21 protein-coding genes are annotated in these 21,518 nt (G+C 43.3%); 6 read left to right on the top strand and 15 right to left on the bottom strand.

Annotation, left to right across the window (positions count from 1 at the left end):
• Positions 1-26 precede the first annotated feature (26 nt).
• Together PULV_RS00880 and PULV_RS00885 are read left to right on the top strand one after the other, a co-directional pair.
• Complete coding sequence (locus PULV_RS00880) at positions 27-1,325, top strand: hypothetical protein (protein ID WP_193330633.1); 1,299 nt, start codon at positions 27-29, stop codon at positions 1,323-1,325.
• Positions 1,326-1,495: 170 nt separating this feature from the next.
• The gene (locus PULV_RS00885; protein ID WP_193330634.1) at positions 1,496-1,876 is read left to right on the top strand and encodes a hypothetical protein; all 381 of its coding nucleotides are present in this window, start codon (positions 1,496-1,498) and stop codon (positions 1,874-1,876) included.
• A 6-nt stretch (positions 1,877-1,882) separates the two neighbouring features.
• Here the strand turns inward: PULV_RS00885 and PULV_RS00890 are convergent, their stop codons facing one another.
• The 3 genes from PULV_RS00890 to PULV_RS00900 form a co-directional block, all read right to left on the bottom strand.
• Entirely contained in the window at positions 1,883-2,608 is a 726-nt protein-coding gene (locus PULV_RS00890) for a hypothetical protein (protein ID WP_193330635.1), read from the bottom strand.
• Between the two features lie 95 nt (positions 2,609-2,703).
• On the bottom strand, positions 2,704-4,524 hold the full coding sequence (locus tag PULV_RS00895) for an alkaline phosphatase (protein WP_193330636.1): 1,821 nt from the start codon (positions 4,522-4,524) through the stop codon (positions 2,704-2,706).
• Positions 4,525-4,535: 11 nt separating this feature from the next.
• Positions 4,536-6,122 carry an alkaline phosphatase gene (locus PULV_RS00900; protein ID WP_193330637.1) on the bottom strand — a complete coding sequence of 529 codons (1,587 nt, stop codon included), beginning with the start codon at positions 6,120-6,122 and terminating at the stop codon, positions 4,536-4,538.
• 196 nt (positions 6,123-6,318) lie between these two features.
• Here PULV_RS00900 and PULV_RS00905 point away from each other — a divergent pair, with 196 nt between their 5' ends.
• Positions 6,319-7,179, top strand: coding sequence for a PA4780 family RIO1-like protein kinase (locus tag PULV_RS00905; RefSeq protein WP_193330638.1), 861 nt, complete (start codon positions 6,319-6,321; stop codon positions 7,177-7,179).
• A gap of 57 nt (positions 7,180-7,236) precedes the next feature.
• Here PULV_RS00905 and PULV_RS00910 read toward each other — a convergent pair whose 3' ends face one another.
• Both PULV_RS00910 and PULV_RS00915 read right to left on the bottom strand, forming a co-directional pair.
• Positions 7,237-7,812, bottom strand: coding sequence for a CBS domain-containing protein (locus tag PULV_RS00910; protein ID WP_193330639.1), 576 nt, complete (start codon positions 7,810-7,812; stop codon positions 7,237-7,239).
• 36 nt (positions 7,813-7,848) lie between these two features.
• Positions 7,849-8,166 (bottom strand): hypothetical protein, encoded by a 318-nt coding sequence (locus PULV_RS00915; RefSeq protein WP_193330640.1) that lies wholly within the window; start codon positions 8,164-8,166, stop codon positions 7,849-7,851.
• 188 nt (positions 8,167-8,354) lie between these two features.
• Between PULV_RS00915 and PULV_RS00920 the strand changes: the two genes are divergently transcribed.
• Entirely contained in the window at positions 8,355-9,143 is a 789-nt protein-coding gene (locus PULV_RS00920) for a substrate-binding periplasmic protein (RefSeq protein WP_193330641.1), read from the top strand.
• A 54-nt stretch (positions 9,144-9,197) separates the two neighbouring features.
• Here PULV_RS00920 and PULV_RS00925 read toward each other — a convergent pair whose 3' ends face one another.
• The 10 genes from PULV_RS00925 to PULV_RS00970 form a co-directional block, all read right to left on the bottom strand.
• Positions 9,198-9,443: a DUF6289 family protein gene (locus PULV_RS00925; RefSeq protein ID WP_086745901.1), complete on the bottom strand. Its 246-nt coding sequence runs from the start codon at positions 9,441-9,443 to the stop codon at positions 9,198-9,200.
• A 133-nt stretch (positions 9,444-9,576) separates the two neighbouring features.
• Complete coding sequence (locus PULV_RS00930) at positions 9,577-10,812, bottom strand: ABC transporter permease (RefSeq protein WP_086745900.1); 1,236 nt, start codon at positions 10,810-10,812, stop codon at positions 9,577-9,579.
• A 4-nt stretch (positions 10,813-10,816) separates the two neighbouring features.
• On the bottom strand, positions 10,817-12,007 hold the full coding sequence (locus PULV_RS00935) for an efflux RND transporter periplasmic adaptor subunit (protein WP_193330642.1): 1,191 nt from the start codon (positions 12,005-12,007) through the stop codon (positions 10,817-10,819).
• Positions 12,004-13,017 (bottom strand): HlyD family secretion protein, encoded by a 1,014-nt coding sequence (locus PULV_RS00940; protein ID WP_193330643.1) that lies wholly within the window; start codon positions 13,015-13,017, stop codon positions 12,004-12,006. The genes PULV_RS00935 and PULV_RS00940 overlap by 4 nt, the downstream gene beginning before the upstream one ends.
• Positions 13,010-13,963, bottom strand: coding sequence for an HlyD family secretion protein (locus PULV_RS00945; protein ID WP_086745897.1), 954 nt, complete (start codon positions 13,961-13,963; stop codon positions 13,010-13,012). The genes PULV_RS00940 and PULV_RS00945 overlap by 8 nt, the downstream gene beginning before the upstream one ends.
• Positions 13,951-14,631, bottom strand: a complete 681-nt coding sequence (locus tag PULV_RS00950) for an ABC transporter ATP-binding protein (protein WP_086745896.1) — start codon at positions 14,629-14,631, stop codon at positions 13,951-13,953. The genes PULV_RS00945 and PULV_RS00950 overlap by 13 nt, the downstream gene beginning before the upstream one ends.
• A 289-nt stretch (positions 14,632-14,920) precedes the next feature.
• The gene (locus tag PULV_RS00955; protein WP_086745895.1) at positions 14,921-15,271 is read right to left on the bottom strand and encodes a hypothetical protein; all 351 of its coding nucleotides are present in this window, start codon (positions 15,269-15,271) and stop codon (positions 14,921-14,923) included.
• Between the two features lie 12 nt (positions 15,272-15,283).
• The gene (locus PULV_RS00960; RefSeq protein WP_086745894.1) at positions 15,284-16,084 is read right to left on the bottom strand and encodes a heme ABC transporter ATP-binding protein; all 801 of its coding nucleotides are present in this window, start codon (positions 16,082-16,084) and stop codon (positions 15,284-15,286) included.
• 1 nt (position 16,085) lies between these two features.
• Positions 16,086-17,141, bottom strand: a complete 1,056-nt coding sequence (locus tag PULV_RS00965; protein WP_193330644.1) for a FecCD family ABC transporter permease — start codon at positions 17,139-17,141, stop codon at positions 16,086-16,088.
• A 2-nt stretch (positions 17,142-17,143) separates the two neighbouring features.
• Positions 17,144-18,037, bottom strand: coding sequence for a heme/hemin ABC transporter substrate-binding protein (locus PULV_RS00970; RefSeq protein WP_086745892.1), 894 nt, complete (start codon positions 18,035-18,037; stop codon positions 17,144-17,146).
• A 187-nt stretch (positions 18,038-18,224) separates the two neighbouring features.
• On the opposite strand from PULV_RS00970, the gene PULV_RS00975 reads away from it, so the two are divergent.
• Positions 18,225-20,312, top strand: a complete 2,088-nt coding sequence (locus PULV_RS00975; RefSeq protein WP_193330645.1) for a TonB-dependent receptor domain-containing protein — start codon at positions 18,225-18,227, stop codon at positions 20,310-20,312.
• 9 nt (positions 20,313-20,321) lie between these two features.
• Complete coding sequence (locus tag PULV_RS00980; RefSeq protein WP_193330646.1) at positions 20,322-21,392, top strand: hemin-degrading factor; 1,071 nt, start codon at positions 20,322-20,324, stop codon at positions 21,390-21,392.
• Positions 21,393-21,518: the final 126 nt, after the last annotated feature.

The following is a 21,518-nucleotide window of genomic DNA, read 5'->3' on the forward strand; positions in this document are numbered from 1 at the left end:
AACAAAACATAGGTTTTATTCCGCGCATGCGTTCTCATCGTTTTAAACTTGCCGCAGTATTTTGTGCACTTGTTAGCTTAACAGCGTGTAATAGTGAAATTGATAAAATGGTCGCTGAGCAAAATCAGCAAAAATCAACTGACAAAGGTGATGGCCATGACCACGGTACTATCAAATCAAATGGTCGCTTAGTGATCACTGATAAAGATAATGCGGCTGTATCTGTGTTTGAGCTAGACGACAATCAATTACTTGAGACTTTTAACACCACCAATGTAGTAAGCGGCTTATATGCTAGCCCAGGTCTTAGATACGGGGTGCTGGTTCAGCGTAACCACGACCTTGTTGAGTTTGTCGATGGTGGCCTTTATCAAGAAAACCACGGTGACCACCTTCACCCGTATCAAGTAGAACCCAATTTAAGTAGTTTTCAAATTTCAGCGGCTAAACCGACTCATTTTGATGTTACAGAAGAGCGTGCAGCGTTATTTTTAGATGGTAACGATGAGCTGAATATTCCTGCAGGATTTATCGTACTCGACGATGAAGGCATTGAACAAGGCAGCCAATTAGCGAGCCACACTTTAGAGCGTGCCATGCACGGTACTGCACAGCTACGTGACGACATCGTGCTCGCAACCTATCGTAGCGAGGCAGCTACAAATGTGTTGCCAGATTTTGTTGATGTGTTTCATCAGCATGACGATCACTTCCATCAAGAGCAGCGCATCGAGCCAAACTGCCCCGGATTGCATGGCAGCGCACAAAATCATGATTCTATCGCCTTTGGTTGTACAGACGGTGTATTAGTCGTTACTCAAGCGGGTGAAACCTTTACGGCAAGCAAAATCGGCAATCTTGAATCCATGCCTGAAGGTGCGCGTATTGGTAGCTTAAAAGCAACCCACGGCTCAGATCTTTACATCGCAAATGCCAAGCGCAATTATTTTTATTTAATTGATAGTAACGCACTCACTATGAGCGAAATTAACTGGCGTGATGATGAAAGCATCACCGTCGTTGCTTATAACTTTAGTGATGCACATGGCTTCATGGCCGTACTTGATAGCCAAGGGTTTATTAATATTTTTGAAGAGTCGTCACAATGGCAAGTTAGCGCTCGCTTTAAAGTGACAGATGAAATCAATGGTACTTACACCTTAACCACTTCTTCTGCCAGTGACACTGTCTACATTGCCGCACAAGAGACGAAGCAAGTTATCGCTGTTGATTTAGAGCAACAAAGCGCACAAACAATCTTAACGCTTGATTTTGTGCCGAATAAACTGATTTGGTTAGGGATCCCTGAAGAGCACGATCACTAACATACTGAGTCTGTAGGCCCTGCCCCCGAGGTTTACGACACCCCTGAAAAGAGTTGTTGTTCCCGTAGCCCACTTCGCGCCCCTGCGCTTGGTGGGCTTTTTTCTTTACTTGCTATCAAATCAAACATCACGTCTAATGGTTTAAAATAAAAAGCTTTTTTGGAGTCCTCTTGGCTATTCACTTGCAACAAACCACAGAGTTATTAACTGAGCTACAATGCCGCTCTAATTTTAATATTAAAAATCTCACCGAATACATGTTGCCTAATAGCAAAGAAGCCTTTTATCTACATGTAGACAATCAGATCCCACAACTGATTATTCGCCCCGCGTATGAAGTTTTTCTGCCTGATTTAAGCGCTTTGGCGGGCGTTAAACATAAACAAGGATATTTCCACAGCGCAGAAATGACCCGTTTCCCGACCCGTATTTTTAAAAGTGCGAAACCCATACATTACGGATTAGCATTTAAATTTACCGACTTAGCAGCGGTGACTTTGTTTATTAACAGTTTAGTGAAAATAATCAATGGTGAAGCGATAAACAGCTAACCCCTTTTAATGGTGATGGCCGCTGTGAATTGCTGTGCCATCAGCATTGTAAAACCCTGACGCTCCGTGCTCGATAAACCCTTGTTTAATCATTTTAGCCAATAACGGGTTTGATTCGTTGTCACCGATATCTGCATAATCGGTTGTTTGAAAGTTATCCCAACGATTAAATTGCGCTTTTACCTGTTCAGTTGCGACTATTAGCTGCTCTAACTGCCACTGCTCAGTATGTTGCGCTCTCACAGCCTGCAAAGATTTAACCAAATGTAACTGTGGCAACCACTCAATCGTGAGCTGAATGGCCTCATTATTCAAGACAAATCGCTGCACCTGCTGGCACCCTTCCCCTTGTTGGTCTTTCATGGTCATATTGTTGAGCTGAGCTTGCGTGATAAGTTGATATTTATCTTGCCATGCCGGCACACTCCCTTGCCCGGTTAAATCAATCGGCTGATATTCAATGCCATGTTGATAATCTTCGAAATAACGAATTGGCCTGATTTGGTCATTGCTAAGTTTTTGCCACACCTCAGTAATGTTATTTTTTCCAGCATGCGCCACTTGTTGATGACTTCGCCACAATTCAAATGTCTCGATCTGGCTTTGGCCATTTTGCGTATATTCAATACTGTATTTCGCACCGAGTTGCTGCTCATGAGTTGGGCATTGCCACGTCATTGCGGTACTGGAAAAACAAGCAATCAGGGATAAGCTGCAAAAAAGGGGTTTCATAGTTACATCTCAATAAAAAAAGGGCCTTAATTGGCCCTTACTCTAATACCGTTTATTGACAGTTTTATGTGTTAATTATGTCAATTTCACTGAGCTTATTGCACTGCTGCATCAGCTTTTTTAACTAAATCGGCGGCATAATCCATCACATGGAAAATATAACTTTGCTCATTCGTTCCTGTGACCAAATGCGCGCCTGGGCCCGATGCATAAATGCCCACATCTTCACCTGCATGTGTTTCTGATGATAATGGCACCATCGCCTCTTGGAAAAAGCCTGGAGCAGTGGTGTCCACAGCGGTTAAATCAACGCGGCCCGCAACCACTGAGTGATAATAACCTTCATCAGCATCAGCTTCGCTTCCTAAGTCCTTAAATCCACCGCCATTACTATAACCTACGGTTGTGTAAGGCATGCCATCGGCAGCAAGGCTAGGTTGATCTTTGCCAATGCCCACGACTTTCCCCAATATTGGATTACCACGCTTTGGATAACCCGCAATCGTAAATACATGGCTATGATCGGCAGTAACAATAATTAACGTGTCTTCGTCACTGGTTGCATTCATTGCTGCCTGCACCGCTTTTGAAAACTCAATGGTATCCGTTAACGCTGCGTGCGCATTTCCAGCATGGTGACCGTGATCGATTCGGCCTGCTTCAACGGTTAAGAAAAACCCTTTGTCATTGTTATCTAAAATATCAATGGCCTTGGCGGTCATCTCACTTAACGAAGGCTCACCTGCAATGTCGTTTTTACGATCGGCCTCATATTGCATATGCGATTCGTTAAACAAGGCAAATACCTTATTTGTGACACTTGGATTAATGGCATCAAAACCTGTCTGGTCCATTACATATTGGCCCATCGGGTACTTTGCTTGCCACTCTGCGGTTAAATCACGCCCATCGGTGCGATCGCCCTCTACCGCACTGGCAGCATCTGTCGAATTAAACGCGGCATCTTTAGGTAAAAAATGACGACGACCACCGCCCATGACCACATCTAAACCATCCACATCAACACCCATAAAACGTGCTTCAAGATTTTGCTCAAAATTTACTAATTGTGAGGCGATATCTTCACAGTTGGCCGCTTCACTTTCTGGCATGTCAGAGACATCTTCCCAGTTACGATCTGCTGATTTTGCGTACGCAGAAGCAGGAGTTGCATGGGTGATACGCGCAGTCGAAATAATACCTGTTGATTTACCCGCTAACTCAGCCAATTCTGCGGCACTCACAAGCTCTTGCCCTTTGGTGGATAAACAACTTCCACGCTCAGCGCCTTCAGCCACCCCGACAACACCGATATCGGTTTTCACACCCGCAATCATTGCCGTCATGGTTCCTGCAGAATCTGGTGTTTGCGCGTCAACATTATAGGTTTTAGAAAAACCAGAAAACGGCATAGTATCGAAACTCAGTGAGTGCTCTTCGCCTAATTTACCTTTGCTTTGCCCCTCTAAAATACGCGCTGCAGTGACTGTGGAAATACCCATGCCGTCGCCCACAAATAAAATCACGTTTTTAGCTTTACCTGACTCTTTAGCTATTTTTGCAGCTAACGATTTGGCCGCTGCAACTTGATTTTCACCTTCAGTGAACCACGTATTGTTGGCAGTCACAGCCACATCGTTCGAGCTTAAACTTGTGATAGTCGGTGCACAAACATGCTCAGTGCTGCTCACTTCATCAGTGCTTAGCGCGCCATTACTATCAGCATCAAGTCCTGAATCAATTTTCACGCCGCCATTACGACAGACCGTATCACCAACAGCTAACTGCGTTTGCAATACTAAGCTCGACAATCCATTTGCGCCATCGATGCCGTTTTGGCCATTATTACCATCATCACCAGAACAACCAGAAAGTGCCGCTGTCACTGCGACGAAAAGAAGTGTTAATTTTTTCATTGTGATACCTACTATTGTTCGATTAAGCCAAGCGACTGATTAATAAGATGGAAAATGACACTTTGTTCGATAATCCCTTGTGCAAACTGAGCGCCAGGCCCTTGTGCATGCAATGAAATATCTTCGCCTGCGTGCGTTTCTGAACTAAGGGGAACCAATGCTTCTTGGTGAAAGCCTGATGTCGTTGTATCCACGCTGGTTAAATCTTGGCGACCAGTGGTCACCGCCGGCTTGTTATAAGATGCATCGGCATCGGTTTCATTGCCTAAGTCTCGAAACCCTAAGCCATTGCTATAACCTAATGTGGTGTAAGGCATGCCATCTTGTGCCAGTGTCGGCTCTGTGCGACCCACACTGACCACTTTGCCTAAAATCGGATTTCCGCGTTTTGGATAGCCAGCAATAGTAAATACATGACTGTGATCGGCAGTCACTAAGATAAGCGTTTCTTCAGGATTGGTTGCATCGACTGCTGCTTGCACCGCTTTACTCAATTCAATTGCATCGGTGAGCGCGTTGTAAGCACTGCCTGCATGATGGCCATGATCAATTCGCCCTGATTCAACGGTCAAAAAGAACCCTTTATCTGAGTTATCTAAAATGTCGATGGCTTTTGTTGTCATTTGCGTTAGCGAAGGTTCGCCTGCAATGTCATTGCCACGATCCGCCTCATATTGCATATGCGACTCATTGAACAAAGCAAACACATGGGACGCTGTATCTGGATTAATAGCATCAAAGCCTGTTTGATCCATCACATATTGGCCTGTTGGGTACTGCGCTTGCCACTCTGCCGTTAAATCACGACCATCAGTACGATCGCCTTCTACAGCACTCCTTGCATCAGCGGAGTTAAATGACGCATCTTTTGGTAAAAAGTGACGACGGCCTCCACCCATAACCACTTCAAGGCCATCGACATCGACACCTAAGTAACGCGCTTCAAGATTCTTTTCGAAATTCACTAACTGTGACGCAATATCTTCACAACCTGCTGTGACGGCGGCCTCTGGCATATCCGACACATCTTCCCAATTACGATCAGCTGATTTTGCATAAGTTGCAGCGGGTGTCGCATGGGTAATACGGGCGGTGGAAATCACGCCGGTTGCCAATCCTTTGATTTCTGCCAATTCAATAGCAGTCACCAGCTCGTTGCCCGCAACAGTGCTGCAATTACCGCGTTCAATATCTGCATCCACACCAATAACGCCTGCATCTGTCTTTACACCGGAGATCATAGCGGTCATCGTTCCCGCTGAGTCTGGGGTTTGTGCATCGACATTATACGTTTTGACTTGCGCAGAATAAGGGAATTGCTCAAAGCTCAACAGGCCCTCTTCGCCAGATTGCCCTTTGTTTTGACCATCTAAAATGCGTGCAGCGGTTAGAGTTGAGACCCCCATCCCATCACCAACAAACAAAATGACATTTTTTGCTTTTGCCATTTTTAACATCGTTTGTTTATCAACGATTTTATCTTGCGCAGCACTGTACCAAAGTGAGTTTTTTTGAATATCTGGTAACACACTGGCCATTGCACTACCTGAAGCCATCGAAAGCGCAGCAATAGCCAGCGCAAGCTTGTTAAATTTCATGTTGTTTCCCGTGTTTTTAGAATGTGCGAATGAATCTGTAAGCGTGATTACTGTAGTGGGTGAGTGTTGCTGTTTAATAAAATTTAAATGACTGAGCTGTGACTCTAAAGCGGCTTTTTTATGACAATCATCAATAATCAGTAATTATTTTTTGTGCAATGATTACATCTTCCTTTAAGTGCGGTATAAGTGCGCTATGAAAACACCAAAACAAATTTTACCGTTAATCGAAGACGGTTTGGTTGATGAAGTCATTAGCCAGTTAATGAGCGGCAAAGAAGCCAGTGTGTACGTAGTCAGATGCGGAGCGGATATCCGCTGCGCGAAGGTTTACAAAGATGCCGCTCAGCGCAGCTTTAAACAAGCGGTGCAATATCAAGAAGGCCGAAAAGTACGCAATAGCCGCCGCGCTAGAGCAATGGAAAAAGGCTCTAAATTTGGCCGCTCAGAACAAGAAAGTGCATGGCAACATGCTGAAGTCGATGCCCTTTTTACACTCGCAAAAGCAGGAGTGCGCGTACCGCAACCTTATGGTTGCTACGATGGGGTGCTGCTTATGGATTTAATTACCGATGAAGACGGAGATGTTGCTCCGCGCCTCAACGATGTCAGCATGACCGCCGAGCAAGCGATTGAAGATCATGCCATCATGATCCATTACATCCGATTAATGTTATGTGCAGGCATAGTACATGGTGATTTATCTGAATTTAATGTGCTCGTCGATGAAGAGGGCCCAATCGTAATCGATTTGCCTCAAGCCGTTAATGCTGCTGCCAATAATAATGCTGAACGTATGTTCTTACGTGATGTCCACAACATGCGTCATTATTACGGCCAGTATGCCCCTGAGCTACTTGAGACACAATTTGGTGAAGAAATGTGGGCCTTATATGAAACCGGTGATTTAAGCCCTGAAACAGAGCTTTTTGGCATAATAGAACAAGACAATCACAGTGCAGATGTCGACTCAGTGCTCGATGAAATTAAAGCCGCCTTTGAGCTAATGCAAGAAAACCAAGCACGACTTGAAGCTGCAGATCAACCAGGCGAATAATCACAACATAAAAAAGCCCATATTCAAATGGGCTTTTCTCACCTGTCAAATTAGGTATTAATGCGGATGGTCCACCGACAACATCACTTCGTGAAAACCATTGGCAATGGGTGTAATGTGCAATGGAATATTCAACCGACGTGAAATTTCTCTGGCTGAAATTAAACCACACACTTGATTATCCGATGATAATACCATCAAAAACATAACCCCTTGCTTTTGCATGGTGTGTAACGTATCTCCTATGGTTGCCGTTTCCAAGTAGCGCAAACTGACTCCTTGCGCTTTTTTGATCGGAGTCATCATATCTTCAATCGTGAGATCTTTACGGGTTAACCCTAATTGCGTTGCCAAACTGAGCACTTTAGCAGACTGCAAATCTGCCGCTGTAATCACACCAGTAAAATGCCCATGTTCATCAAGCACCAAAATAAATGACGTTGCAGCATCACGCAGCGCTGCCAACGCTTCATCAATACTGGTTGTGCCCAATAATCGTAACGGATTATAACTAGCAAAATCAGTCACAATTGTTTTAACAGGATCGCTTAGTGTCAGTACAGCTTGCTCGGTAGGTTGAGGAAGCCCGCAATTATCTAGAGTTTTTGTATTAAGCGCTTTAAATGTATTCATATTGATCACCATAAAATTTATTAATATTGAATTGTTTTAACTAATAAATTCAGAAGGTGGTGCACGACCTACGGCAACGCTATATCGCTTTGGAAAAACAAAAAATGACAATAACTCACTGGAAGGTTCGCAGCAAAGACCATTACTAGGAGTCAGTAAAAATTGATGAGCAGCATCGTCGTCACTTTCAAATTGAGGATCCTCAGCGAGAGCATCATCAACATTGCTAACCAACTCGACAGAATGACTATGCAAGGAAATATCAGTGTGACTAAACCATGATGTAAAACACATAAAAACGACTGCGCAGATAAGCGAAATCCCGTGTTTTATTATTGATACATGATGTGCCATGACATTACCTCATACTACAGCCATACTTAACAAATAAAGCATTTTTGCGATATTTACAACTTATAAAATAGTTTCATCGTGTCTATTTTTTAGTAGGATAAAAACCAGCCTTTGTTGCAAAAAGCACATTTACTGCATAACGTTTACATTCATCCCCGTATTGCACACAAGAAGCGGTGTTTATTTGTATGCTAAAAATGGTCAAACAACTGAAGATTTTAATTGTTTTTTTCACACTGACGCTGTGCTTCAATGCTTTTGCCGAAAAAATAAAAGTCGTTGCTGAACACTTGCCGCCTTATCAGATAGCAAACAGTACACGTCTAGATGGGTTTGCCATTGATGTCACGCAAGCCTTATTCTCCACGCAACCTCAACAACCTGATATTGAAATCATGCCTTGGGCAAGAGCGTACTTAACTGCGCTGCACAATAAAAACACCCTTATTTTGTCGATTGCACGCATGCAATCTCGCGAAACGTTATTTCACTGGATTGGCACACTTAATACTGAAACATTGTATGTGTGGTCTTTGGCCAGCAATACAGAGCTCACGCCTTACAGTCTCATGCAGCTTAAAACAGCCCATATCGCTGTCTCACAAAACTCATACGTCGATCAATTTTTAACACAGCAGTTATTCACTAATCTCGAACGATTAGCTACACCAGAGCAATACATTGGTATGCTGTTTAAATCTAGGGTCGATTATATAATCAGTACCGAAGCAACGCTGAAAAAACAACTCGAACAACTCAATCTCGACTTTAAACAGCTAAAAAAAGTACTCGCCCTGACTGAATTACAAGAAAACCTCAGCATTGCTATCAATTTAAACAGCAACCCCGAACTTATCAGACAATTTCAAACAGAGTTTAAGCAGTTAGAAGAAAATGGCGTATTGCAACAATTAAGGCACAAGTGGCAAATTGATGTGGATATGAGTAAAAAAGAAACAAGCCTAAATATCATGTGAAATTTGAATGATGTCCTTACTATCGAGCAAGGACATCATTCATTTATTACTGTATTACCAACCAAAGCCTCTACAAGGCTCTGCACCGACTAATCTTTTATAAGGTGTTGTCTGACCTGTAGTATAAATTCGACCGTCACAGTTTTGAATTGACTCACCAACAACCGTGCTGTAGGTTGAATCTGCGTAGTACACATATTCAATAATTCTTGCATTTGAGCCTGCAATCGCGAAAGAGCCACCCAATAAAGCCAAAGCAGAGCCAGCAACAACTAATGATTTTTTCATTTTGTTTTTCATAGTATTTTTCCTGTTGTTATCGTTTTATTGTAAACAACACGTACCTTAATTAAAAACAATATAGCTGTAAACAAAAAAATTCCTTTTCCTTAATCTCGAAAATTCAAATAATTTCATTAGCTATCCTAACAAGCTAATCACTTTGCAGTGCTGTGATCGGGTCCAATTGTGAAGCTTTTATCGCGGGATACACCCCAAATATCAAACCAATCGATGCACAAATACTAAATGATAATAAAATCGCACTGATTGACCATGAAACAGCCCATTGTGAATACAATGAAATGGCTTCAGAGAGCAAGATACCAAAGACTACGCCAAGCAAGCCCCCCAAAATTGAAATCGTAAAACTTTCAGCAATAAACTGAATACGAATGTCTTTTTCCGTGGCACCAATGGCGCGCAATAAGCCTATTTCTTTTGTCCGCTCCAAGACGGTGGCAAGCATAATATTCATAATGCCAATGCCGCCCACCAATAAAGAAATACCCGCAACACACGACATGACAATATTAAAAATCTGCTGAGTTTGTTTTTGTTGTGCTAATAAAGCTGCAGGAATAACCAGTTCATAATCTTCTACATCATTATGACGACGCTTAAACAATTGCTCGATAGCCTGCGCAGCGACCACAGAATCAATCGACTGATCTAAGCCCAATGTCAGGCTACTTATTTCACTGGCGAGTTCGATATCAGCAAAACGATGAATGGCCGTTTTTAAAGGAATAAAGACTTGATCTTGCTCGGTACCCAGTTTAACTCCTTGAAACTCATTTTTACCAAGATAAGGGTCAGCCAACACACCAATCACTTCAAACCATAAGTGATTAATTTTAACCGTTTGACCTAGCGCATCGTGTGCAGGAAACAGACTTTTCGCAGTATTAGCCCCCAATAACACCACTTGTTTAAAGCGCTGATCATCTGCTGAGCTAATTAAACGCCCTTGCGCGAGTTTGAAATGTGCCAACTCAAAATAATTGGCACTGACACCAACCGCTTGCCCCTCGCTTTTGCCATGCTCACTAAAAATATGATAAGTATCTATCTCTTTTTTGGCGCTAAAGTCGTTCACAAAAGGTAATGAAGCAACACTGATTTCTCCATCTCGAATAGATAACCCTGCCGAATGTTTACGCTGCTCTGCTAGCTCCTTTTTATCAAACTCTTTGGCGTTAATAATGACGTTATACAACCCCATCGAATCAATCATTTTCAGTGCTTCTTGCTCCGCTCCTTTACCAATATTAAGCATGGCAATGACCGCGCCGACGCCAAAAATCATCCCCAACAAAGTCAAAAAAGTGCGTAGCTTGTGCTGCGCGAGTTCTGCTGCAGTATCGTAAAATAAGGTAATATACTTCATCAGGTTAACCCTCCACTCGCGCAATCAATGACACCACTTGATCGCTATCAATACCGCTGATCACTTCGACTAAACTAGCACTGCGCTGGCCTATCTCGACTTGCTGTTTTATATATTTCCCTTGCTGATAAAGGAAAACAAAATCAGCATTTTCTTCTTTAAAAACCGCATGACTTGGCACTGTGATAGCCTGTGACACTTGCGCAACTAAAATAGAGGCTGTCAGTTTTAAGCCCGGAAAAAATCCAGCTTGGGTGGCATCTAAAGCCGCTTTCACTTGGTAAAATTTTTGTGGATCGCCTCGTTTTATACTCTGTGGGAACGGACTCACTTCACTGATCGTCGCCGTAAATGTGTGCTGAGCCTGCGCATTCAGTGTAAAACTCACTGTCTGCCCAACCGCTAAATCAAACGCCTCGCGTTCAGCCACAAACAGTTTGAGCGCCATCACACTGGTATCGGGTAATTCTGCTATCTTCTGCCCTGGCCACAATGTTTGCCCTTCTTTAGGTTTTTCACCGCGCCAATTAGCCTCATACGTCAATAACCCATCATGGGGCGCGACCACTTCAAGGGATGAAAGATTGCTATCAATCATGCTCATACGCTGCTTAAACTGCGATTCTTTCATCGCAATCAAAGCCATCTCTCCCGCAGAGCTGTGTGAAAACCGTTGATCATTCCACGCTAAGAATTGCTCTTTTGCCTGCAAAAATTCGGTATTTTGTGCAGCATCAATAATATCGAGCTTCGAACGAATGCGAATATCGTCAATATTGTAATCTTGCGAAAACTGCTTTTCATGACCAACCGCTGCTAAATCGAACTGTAAAATCGCCTTTTCGCTATCCAGTTGTGCTTTTTTACCTTGGCTTTCTTCACTGGTTAGCGCCAAATCACTGCTCAACTGTGAACGCTCGTCTTGCAAGCGCTCCCCTTCAAAGCGTGCAACTACTTCGCCTTTTTTCACCACCGAATACTCTGGCGCGAGCCACGCTAATGTTTGCGGCCCTCGAGAGCCTACTGGCGAATTCACTGGGGTCGCTGTTACTGCTTCTAAATATCCTTTTGCAGGCACCATGGTTTTGAAATCTTGCTTGACTACCCGGTAATGCAAAGGATCCATGGCGACATCATCTTGACTACAGCCAACCATGCAAACACTCAATAATAAACACGGAATCAACTTGCTCATAATGCGCCTCCTTGCGTCTGAGAATGTGCCGCCACTTCTATTTCGATACGAGCAGACATACCTGGGCGCATCACACTGGTTTCTATTTCATCTAAGGAAATTTGCGCATCGATAATACGCCGTTTGTCTTGCCAAGATTTTTCGCGAAACACCCCACCCAGATTCAGTACATTGCCACTGACCACGCGCTCAGAACTGCCATCTAAAATGACTTTAACACGCTGACCAGGCAGCACTTTTCCACTATCTGGTTCATCTATTTGGGCCTTCACTTGCATTTTATCGAGCTTCACGACTTCGACCACAGCTTGGCCAAACTGAGCAGTTTCTCCAACGGAGAGTTTTTCATCATCAAAATTGGTTTTGTATATCACAAAGCCATCTATTGGCGACTTCACTTTGAGTTTGTCTATTTCGCCTTGCAACTCGTTTACGTCCGCGCTCAGCCGATCGACCTTTCCTTGCGCCATTTTCAGATTTAATTCCGTTGTCTGGTAGTGATAGTCGAGTTTCTTTTTGGCTAAAAACAAATCATTTTGCGCAATGGTAAAATCTATTTGAGATTTTTTGCGCTCAATATCAGAACGAGAGTGATCAATGATCTGCGCCTTACGCTCAGCTTTGTCATAATTCATTTGCTGCTCAGCCACAGCAAGAATCAATTCTTGCTCATTTTCCTTTTCGCTCGACGCTTCGTTTTCAAGGGTTTTCTTAGCTTGCTCAAGTTCTCCAGTCTTTTCTATTAACCGGTCTTGCACTTGTTTATCATCAAATTTAATCACAACCTGACCTTGCTTAACCGCGCTATTTTCAGGGGCTAAAAACTTAATTTGATACTGCCACATACGTTTGATCGAGGGCGGTGCTAACAAGTGACTTTCAGCAGACTCTAATTCTCCACTGGCATAAACAACCGTACTTTGTTGCGCTGGCTTTGCTGTGATGCTGTTATCTTGCTGGCAACCGCTGAGCAATCCTACTGCCATTAACATGATCAATCCTTTATTCATTATCGGCTCCTGCTAGTGCTAATTGCACGCTCATTCCGGGAATGAGTTTAAAAGTGGGTTTAGATGAAAAGCTAAATTCAGCTCTAAAATAAGCATCGCCTCCCCAGGGTTTCTTTTCTTCTGGTTGTGTCGAAATATCGGTAATGGTCGCGCTGAATTCTTGTCCTGAGTAAGCATCGAGCTTAAACGACGCGTTTTTGCCTAACGATAATTGATGAAAATCCACCTCGTGGATCCATGCTTCAATATACAACCCAGCTAACGAAGGAATTTCAGCAATGCTCCAACCGGGTTGAGCCGTCATGCCAACAAAGTTTTTTTCACCATTCCAAGGATGTTTGCCATAAATCAATGGTCCAGCTTGGGCGGCAGTTAAACTCATTTGCGCTAGCTGTTTTTCGTTTCGGGCTAAATCCGCTGTGGTTTTTTCTATCAGCAGTTGTTGTTTAGCGATATTAACCTGACTGGTAATTTTGCTCTCGCGCAATTTTTCTTGCGATTTATTCAGCTCTATTAGCGCTTTTTCTAACTCAAGTTGGTTTTTTTCATAATCGTAAGCACTCAAGTTTGCTTTTGGGATCTCGGCATCTATTCGAGCTTTTTCGAGCAATAGCTGATGACGCTTCACCGCAAACTCAGCTTCTAACATCGCTTGCTCTGCGTTACTTTTCACTCGTTGCAATTCTTCTTGACCAGTAAAGAGTGTGACTTTCGCTTGCTCTATTTGCGAGGCGATACTGCCGCTGTCAAACACCACTACCACTTCTCCTTGCTGAGCCACCTCTCCTTCAGGCTTCATCCATTGCACTTCAACTCGCCAACTATCTGTTTTAGGAGCAAAAAACTCTTGATTCTCCCGAGCTTTAATTTCACCACTGATCAACAAATCAGCAATGGCTACGCTGCTTGTAAGCAAGAGCAAACTGGCCAATATTAGGCTGCGCATGCGCTATCCTCCACAATATTGCCATCTTTCATCCGAATGACTCTTTGTGCGTATTGCGCAATGTCTTCTTCGTGGGTCACCATCACTATGGTTTGCCCTTGCTGATGTAATTCAGTTAGTAATGTCATGATTTCATGTGATGTTTTGCTATCTAGATTACCGGTCGGCTCATCAGCAAAAATGACCGCAGGACGATTAATAAGTGCGCGCGCTATTGCCACTCGCTGACGCTGCCCCCCAGACATCTCATTAGGACGGTGATGCGCGCGATGATCGAGCCCCACTTTCGCTAGCATCTCTAACCCTCTTTGCATTGCTTCATCAGATGGAGTTGAGCTATAACGCAAAGGTAAAATGACATTTTGCAAAGCGGATAATCGGCTTAATAAATGAAATGTTTGAAACACAAAACCGATTTTTTGATTGCGTATTTGCGAGAGGGAGGCATCATCAATTTCCTTAATGCTCTCCCCTGATAAAAGATATTCACCTTCATTGGGCGTATCTAGGCAGCCGAGTATATTCATTAAAGTCGACTTGCCTGACCCTGAAGAACCCATAATCGCAACAAACTCATTTTCTTTAATATTTAAAGAAACCTTGTTCAGTGCCACCACCTGTGACTCGCCTTCCCCATAGCTTCGTTTTAGATTCTCAACCCTAATCATCTAAATTCCTTATTATTTTTTTGATTAGCTACGGTATATTAAGACGCTGTTTCGCGCAAGAATTTGAGTTTTGCTAACTGTGACAGCCGTGACATGCATCCGCCAACCCTTTAGGCGCGGCATGTTAGGTTTGGGAGAGTTTTTGATAAAACGGATACGGCAAAGAGGAATGAGTCTTGAATTAGGCAACAATGGTTTATCAATCGCTGCCTAACTGTTCTAATATTTTTTGGCGAGGGTCTGATTTACGCTTAATTTTGTTGGTTAATTGTAGGGGCGACTACCTGATTTAAAACACCATAACATGATCGCACAAGTAGCGGCCGTTTTGCTTAACCAGCACCATCTCAGCGACAAAATCACCATCCTGCTGAGTGAAATTTTGTCGCCAAATCAACACTGCTGAATCTGGGCGCTTAAACACCGCCACTAGATTACGCTGCGCAAAGAGACCTTTTTCCTTTTGATATTGCTCGACCACCTTTTCGAAATATTCTGGGGTCACTATGCCTCGCATACGCGCGGTAAAATCGACAACATGGCTATCAAAGTTTCGTTGCGTCGAAGCAAGCATCAGGTTATCCATAATTGGGGTCGCAATGTTGATAATTTGCGCTTCACTTAGGGTGGTAAAATTCATACTCGTTCCTTACTAACTTAGTGCAATCTGTAAATGGGGGTGAAAATTGTTTTGCTCAAACAAGTGCGCTTTCATGTGATACACCTGCTCGAGGTTCGCTGTTTGCAACACAGTTTTTGGATCGCCCTGCGCCACCACGCAGCCATCTTGCATAATGTAAATATAATCCGCAAAACTGGCTGCTAACGATAAGTCATGCAGTACGGCAACAACACCAGCACCTTGGTTGGCAACCTGTTTAGCCGTTTCCATCACTTGGTACTGATGAAATAAATCTAAGCTTGCGGTGGGCTCATCGATTAATAAATACGGGGTGCCATTGCGTTGCTGCTGCGCAGTATGTAAAGCAGGTAAAAGCTGTAAAAGCACCCGCGCAAGCTGAACGCGCTGCTGCTCGCCACCAGATAACAACGTAAAGGTGCGATCTAACAAGGCTGTGACTCCAACCATTTCAATCGCTTGTTTAAACATCGCCTGATGATCAAGCTCATTGCTTTGCTCGGCAAAAGCAAATGCTCCCATTTCAATTACTTCACTGACTTTAAATGGAAATTGCATCTCATAGCACTGACTCAACACTGCTCGCAGCTGAGCAAGTTGAGCATAACTAAACTGCTTTAGTGGTTGCCCATTTAAACTCACTCGACCAAAGCTTGGTTGGTAATCCCCTGCCATTATCTTTAAAGCACTCGATTTACCTGCCCCATTAGGACCGATAATGACCACCAACTTCCCGGCCGGGATCGTCATACTGACATGGCTTAAAATGTGTTTATTCCCTTTTTCAAGGCTGACATTATCAAGTTGGAGCATACTAACCTCGTTGTGAGCCAAATGTTTTAAATAACATAATCAAAAAGAATGGCCCGCCTATCGCACTTGTGAGTAACCCAATGGGCAGCTCGGCAGGCAAAATGAGTGTCCGGGCAAATAAATCTGCAACACTCAGCAAAATGGCACCTAACAGCATACTTGCTGGCATTAAATAACGATGATCGGGGCCAATCAGCAATCGCACCAAGTGCGGTACAATAAAGCCAACAAAACCAATTACCCCGGTGATAGACACCGCTGCGCCAAGGCATAACGCGGTGCATAAAAAGACCTGTTTTTTTAGCTTAACGACATCAAGCCCTAAATGCCTAGCTTGATGCTCACCAAGCAAATACAAATTAAGCGCTTGAGAGGATTTCAACAAGACACAGCACGATAAAACAATAATCACTGCAACAGGAAAAATCATTTTCCAGCTATTACCCGCAAGCGATCCCATGCTCCAAAATGTCAAATCACGCAATTGTTGATCAGTGCTAATCAAAGTCAAAAAACCTATCAAAGATTCCACGATTGCATTAACGGCAATTCCCGCCAATAACAAACTCACTATGGTGAATTCACCACCATGACTGCTAAGCCGATAAATAAAACTACAAACGATTAATGCCCCGATAAATGCCCCCACTGGCACTGCATAAATAGCCAGTACTTCACTAAAATCGGTAAATAAACTCGAACCTAAAACGATCATGCTCACAGCACCAAGTGCTGCACCACCTGAGACACCAATTAGACTAGGATCTGCCAAAGGGTTACGAAAAATCGCCTGCATCGCCGCACCACATGCTCCGAGCCCAGCGCCAACCAACACACACAACACAAGTCGCGGTAAACGAATTTGCCAAATAACAGCATCGGCTAAGCTCGTATGGTCACTGTTAATAAAAACCGAGAACAACTGTGACCACGACAAGTCAATCGCACCGCTTTGTAGCCCGATTAAGGCTACAAAAACCGTCAGCACACATAGCGCCGGAATGAATAATTGCCGCGGACGAGTATGACGACTCAGTAAAGACTGCTCGACCCACATAACTATAAACTCACAGGCTGCGCGGTTTTAGCGTGGCTAAATTGATAACCTTGTGGCAATTGTCCATTCAAATAAAATAAACTGGCCAGCTCAACCACAGCTTGTGGCGTGCGTGGCCCCATACCGAGTAAGTAGCCGCCATCAAAGGTATAAACACGTTGATTTTTAACTGCATTTGAAAATTGAAAATGAGGGAGTTTGGCTAGTTTTTCTGTATTATTACCGCCGTGTGTTCCCATCATCAAAATCACATCAGGATTGAGCTCTGCAGCAGCCTCAACAGATAACGGCTTCCACCCTTCAAACGTGGCGGTTAAATTCACCCCACCGGCAGCGGTAATAACCTGATCGGCACTGGTGCCAGCACCTGCGGCTAAGGGTTGGCCACTGCGCGCTGCTAAAACAAACAGTACCTTAGGTGCAGGCTCTGAACGCTGAGCTAAAATACTGCGCAGCGCTGCTTTATGGTGAGCGATATCAGCTAAAATAACCTCTGCTTGCGTTTGCGCACCAAGTAGCTCGGCCACTTTTTTGACTTTGTCTTCAATGCGATGAAAATCATCTTCTTGAGAAAAAATAACCGTTTTCAGCCCCATATCTTGAAGCTGTTTGAGGGATTTGTCTGGGCCGGTATCTGCTTCGCCTAGCAATAAATCGGGCTGTAGAGCCAGCACACCTTCGACAGCAATACGCCTTACATAACCTATTTGTGGTTTTTCGGTCGCTATGGCTGGAAAAGTACTGGTGCTATCGAGGCCAACAATTTTATCTTGCTGCCCTAATGCATACACAATTTCGGTGATGGAGCCACCCGATACCACGATACGTTCAACATCCGCATGTGAAAAAAAACTGAGCACACTCAGCAGTAAGAATAAAAAAGCTTTTTTAATCATTGCATTAAATCCAGTTTGTTCGCATTAATCTTGCTAAATGAAGCCTATTAATATCGGCTTTGGTGCTGCATTGTAGCAACTCTTGACTATATGTAAATAATAATACTTCTCATTTTTATTAATGTTTGATAGCTTATAAATAGACAACTAGCAAACAACTTGTTTAATTAAATTTTCGGAGAGTGTTATGTTGCGTTCTAAACTCGCAATTTGTATTTCCCTTTCGTTGCTACCTGCTTTGCAAAACGTGTATGCCAGCAGCGCGATTACCACATTAGATAAAACGACAGTCACGGCCACCCGGACTGAGAAATCAACACTTTCAACTTCCCAAGCTGTTAATGTGCTTGAGATCAATGATATTGAGCGCAAGTTAAGCGGATCTATTTTTGATTCTCTTGATTTAATTCCTAACACCTCAGGTGTCGGTGGGCCGTTTGCCAATGGCTATAAGTTTGATATTCGTGGATTTAGTGACGCAGAAGATGTCATGGTAACGTTAAACGGTGCCGTACAAACGTTCGAAAAATATCGTATGGGCAGTGTATTTATTGATGCCGACCTCTATCGTAGTGTCAGCATCAAACGTGGCCCAAGTACCGTTTTACACGGTGGTGGCGCATTGGGTGGACTTGTTCAATTTGAACTTAAAGACGCCAATGATTTCTTACGTGACGATCAAACTGTCGGCGCCAAGGTTAAACTTGGTCACCACAGTAATAATAACCAAAAAAATGCCGCTGTTTTTGCCTATGGCACGCCGACAGAGCAACTGGATTTACTGTTTGCTTATGTCACTCGTGATTCGGATGACTTCAAATTGTCAAATGATGAGACATTAGCAGACTCCGCCATTAAAAGTGATTCTTGGCTTGCAAAAGCCACGTATGATTTAAGCGACTTTCAAGCGCTTTCCTTTAATGCGAGCCAAACACAAGACGCTCAACGCGCTGAATTTAACACAACCGATAAAGGCGCTTGGGGTACGGTGTACCGCGATGTAAACCAAACGACCTATAATTTAGAATACACACAGCATGATGCGAATAACCCGTGGATCGACCTCAGTATCAAACTAGGTCAAAGTCAAAGTCATGTTACGGAAAGTGATGCCAGCCCTGCATTGGCTGATTTTATTGGTGTTGAATCTGACTACCAATACAATATCAATACGCTTGATGTGAGTAATACCTCGCGCTTTTCTAACCACGCCCTGACTTATGGTGCGCAATACTCTAGTCAAGAAAGAGTGGGCAATAAAACTGCTTTTCCATGTTTAAACTTTAATCGTCAAACATATCAGTGTGAGCAATATGGTGATACTGCCAGCACCTCACAAATCAGCTCGCAACCTGCTGGTGAACAAAACAGATTTGCATTGTATATACAAGATGAATATTACTGGCAGGCTTTTACTCTGACCGCCGGTTTACGTTATGAGAAATACCAATCAACTCCTACCGCTGAGTTTTTAGCAAAATTACCCACGCCATCGACTGGTGAAGTAGATCATGACCATGTCGTTCCTGCGGTATCGATCAATTACCAAGCAACGGATAATATTAATGTCTTTTATTCTTACCAAGAAGGCTTCCGCGCTCCACTAATTGATGAGCTTTATGACCGTTATGGCGGTCGTTTACCTAACTTTAATCTCGATATCGAAACCAGTAATAGTCATGAATTAGGTGCAACAGCCAGCTTTGATGATGTACTCATTAACAATGACAGTCTACGTGCGCGTTTAGTGTACTTTGATACTTCAGTTGATGATGAAATATTAAGTCAAACTAGCTCAGTGACCAACCCTGCACCTGCCCCAAGATACAATAATGCTGGCAGCAATGATCGTGATGGTTACGAGTTTGAACTCAGCTACGCCAACCGCTTTATGTACAGCAATATTGTCTACAGCGAAGTCGCCGGTCAAGATCATAACCATGAACCTTTATGGCAGTTACCTGCTGATAACCTGGTATTCGATACTGGATTATTATTTGATGATGCGTCTGTCGGGATGACGTTTAAACACGTGCAAAACCGCGATGTACAAACCTTCAATATGCATACCCGTCAAACAGAACAAGTCCAACATGCAGGTTATAGCCTCATCAATGCTTACGCTAACTGGCAAGTGAACCAACAAATAAATGTCAAATTGGCGCTCGATAATCTACTCGATACTGAATATCAAGTGGTTGCTGGCACCGGTGGTGCAATTGGTAACTATGGGGTAGGCCGCAATGCCAAAGTACAAATCAGCTATCAATTTTAAGGATTCATAATGACTTCACTTCTCGCACAATATCAAGCCTTACAAGCTGAAAACCCGGCGATTCGATCTCGAGATGCGGCCACTAAACTAGGTATTTCTGAAGCGCAATTGCTCGATATTCAAACTGGTGACACTATTTTTCGCTTACAACCTCGTTTTGCCGAGTTATTGAAAAAGCTAAAAAATGTCGGCCCAGTGATGGCACTTACGCGCAACCAAGCGGTCGTTCACGAGCTAACTGGCCACTATGAGAAACTGTATGTAAATAATCACGGCGACAAAGAAGTCGCCATCGCCATCAATCCTGGCGGTATTGATTTACGGTTATTTTTATATAAATGGCACAGTGGTTATGCGCAAATCACGGATAAACATGTCAGCTTCCAATTTTTTGACCGCTTTGGTGATGCAGTCCAAAAAATCTACTCGACCAAAGAGACGGATATCGATGCATTCCACCAGCTGATCTGTGATTTCAAAACCGCCACGGATGAACCATTACAATTAGATTTACAACCAGAACCGAACGCAGTGACGCTGAGCGATGATGAGGTTGATGTCTTAGCACTCAAAGCAGATTGGCAACAATTAAAAGATGTGCACGACTTTCCTAAAATGTTGGAAAAACATCAGGTCACTCGTTTACAAGCGCTTAATTTAGCAGGAAAAGAATGGGCTCAACCGATTTCAGCTTCAGCACTTGAAGTAATATTGAATCAAGTGCGTGAAGATCAAGTTGAAATCATGGTGTTCGTTGGCAATGCAGGTGCCGTGCAAATTTTCTCTGGCTTTATTGAAAACCTAAAATGGTTCAAAGATTGGTTTAATGTTCTTGACCGTGATTTCAATTTACATGTTGATACTAAACAGTTAGCTCAGGCGTGGCTGGTGCATAAACCAACCGATAAAGGGCAAAACATCATCAGTTCAGTTGAGTTTTTTGATGCGCAAGGCGACACCATTTTAACGTTATTTGGTCGTCGTGATGAAGGCAATAGCGTCAATCAAGATTGGCAACAGCTGGTGCAAAATATGGCTACCCGTTACGCCAATGCAGACGAGCAAACGCAAGTTGCATAATGAGCTCAATACAAACGCTGACAAAAATGGTAAGCCTTGCTATTAGTGAATACTCACCATCTTTTGAAAAACCCGCGTTTTAAATTCCAATAACCTCAGGCAAAGCCAACTTATACTTGTCATAAG

It is taken from the genome of Pseudoalteromonas ulvae UL12 (genome assembly GCF_014925405.1).
Lineage (GTDB): Bacteria > Pseudomonadota > Gammaproteobacteria > Enterobacterales > Alteromonadaceae > Pseudoalteromonas > Pseudoalteromonas ulvae.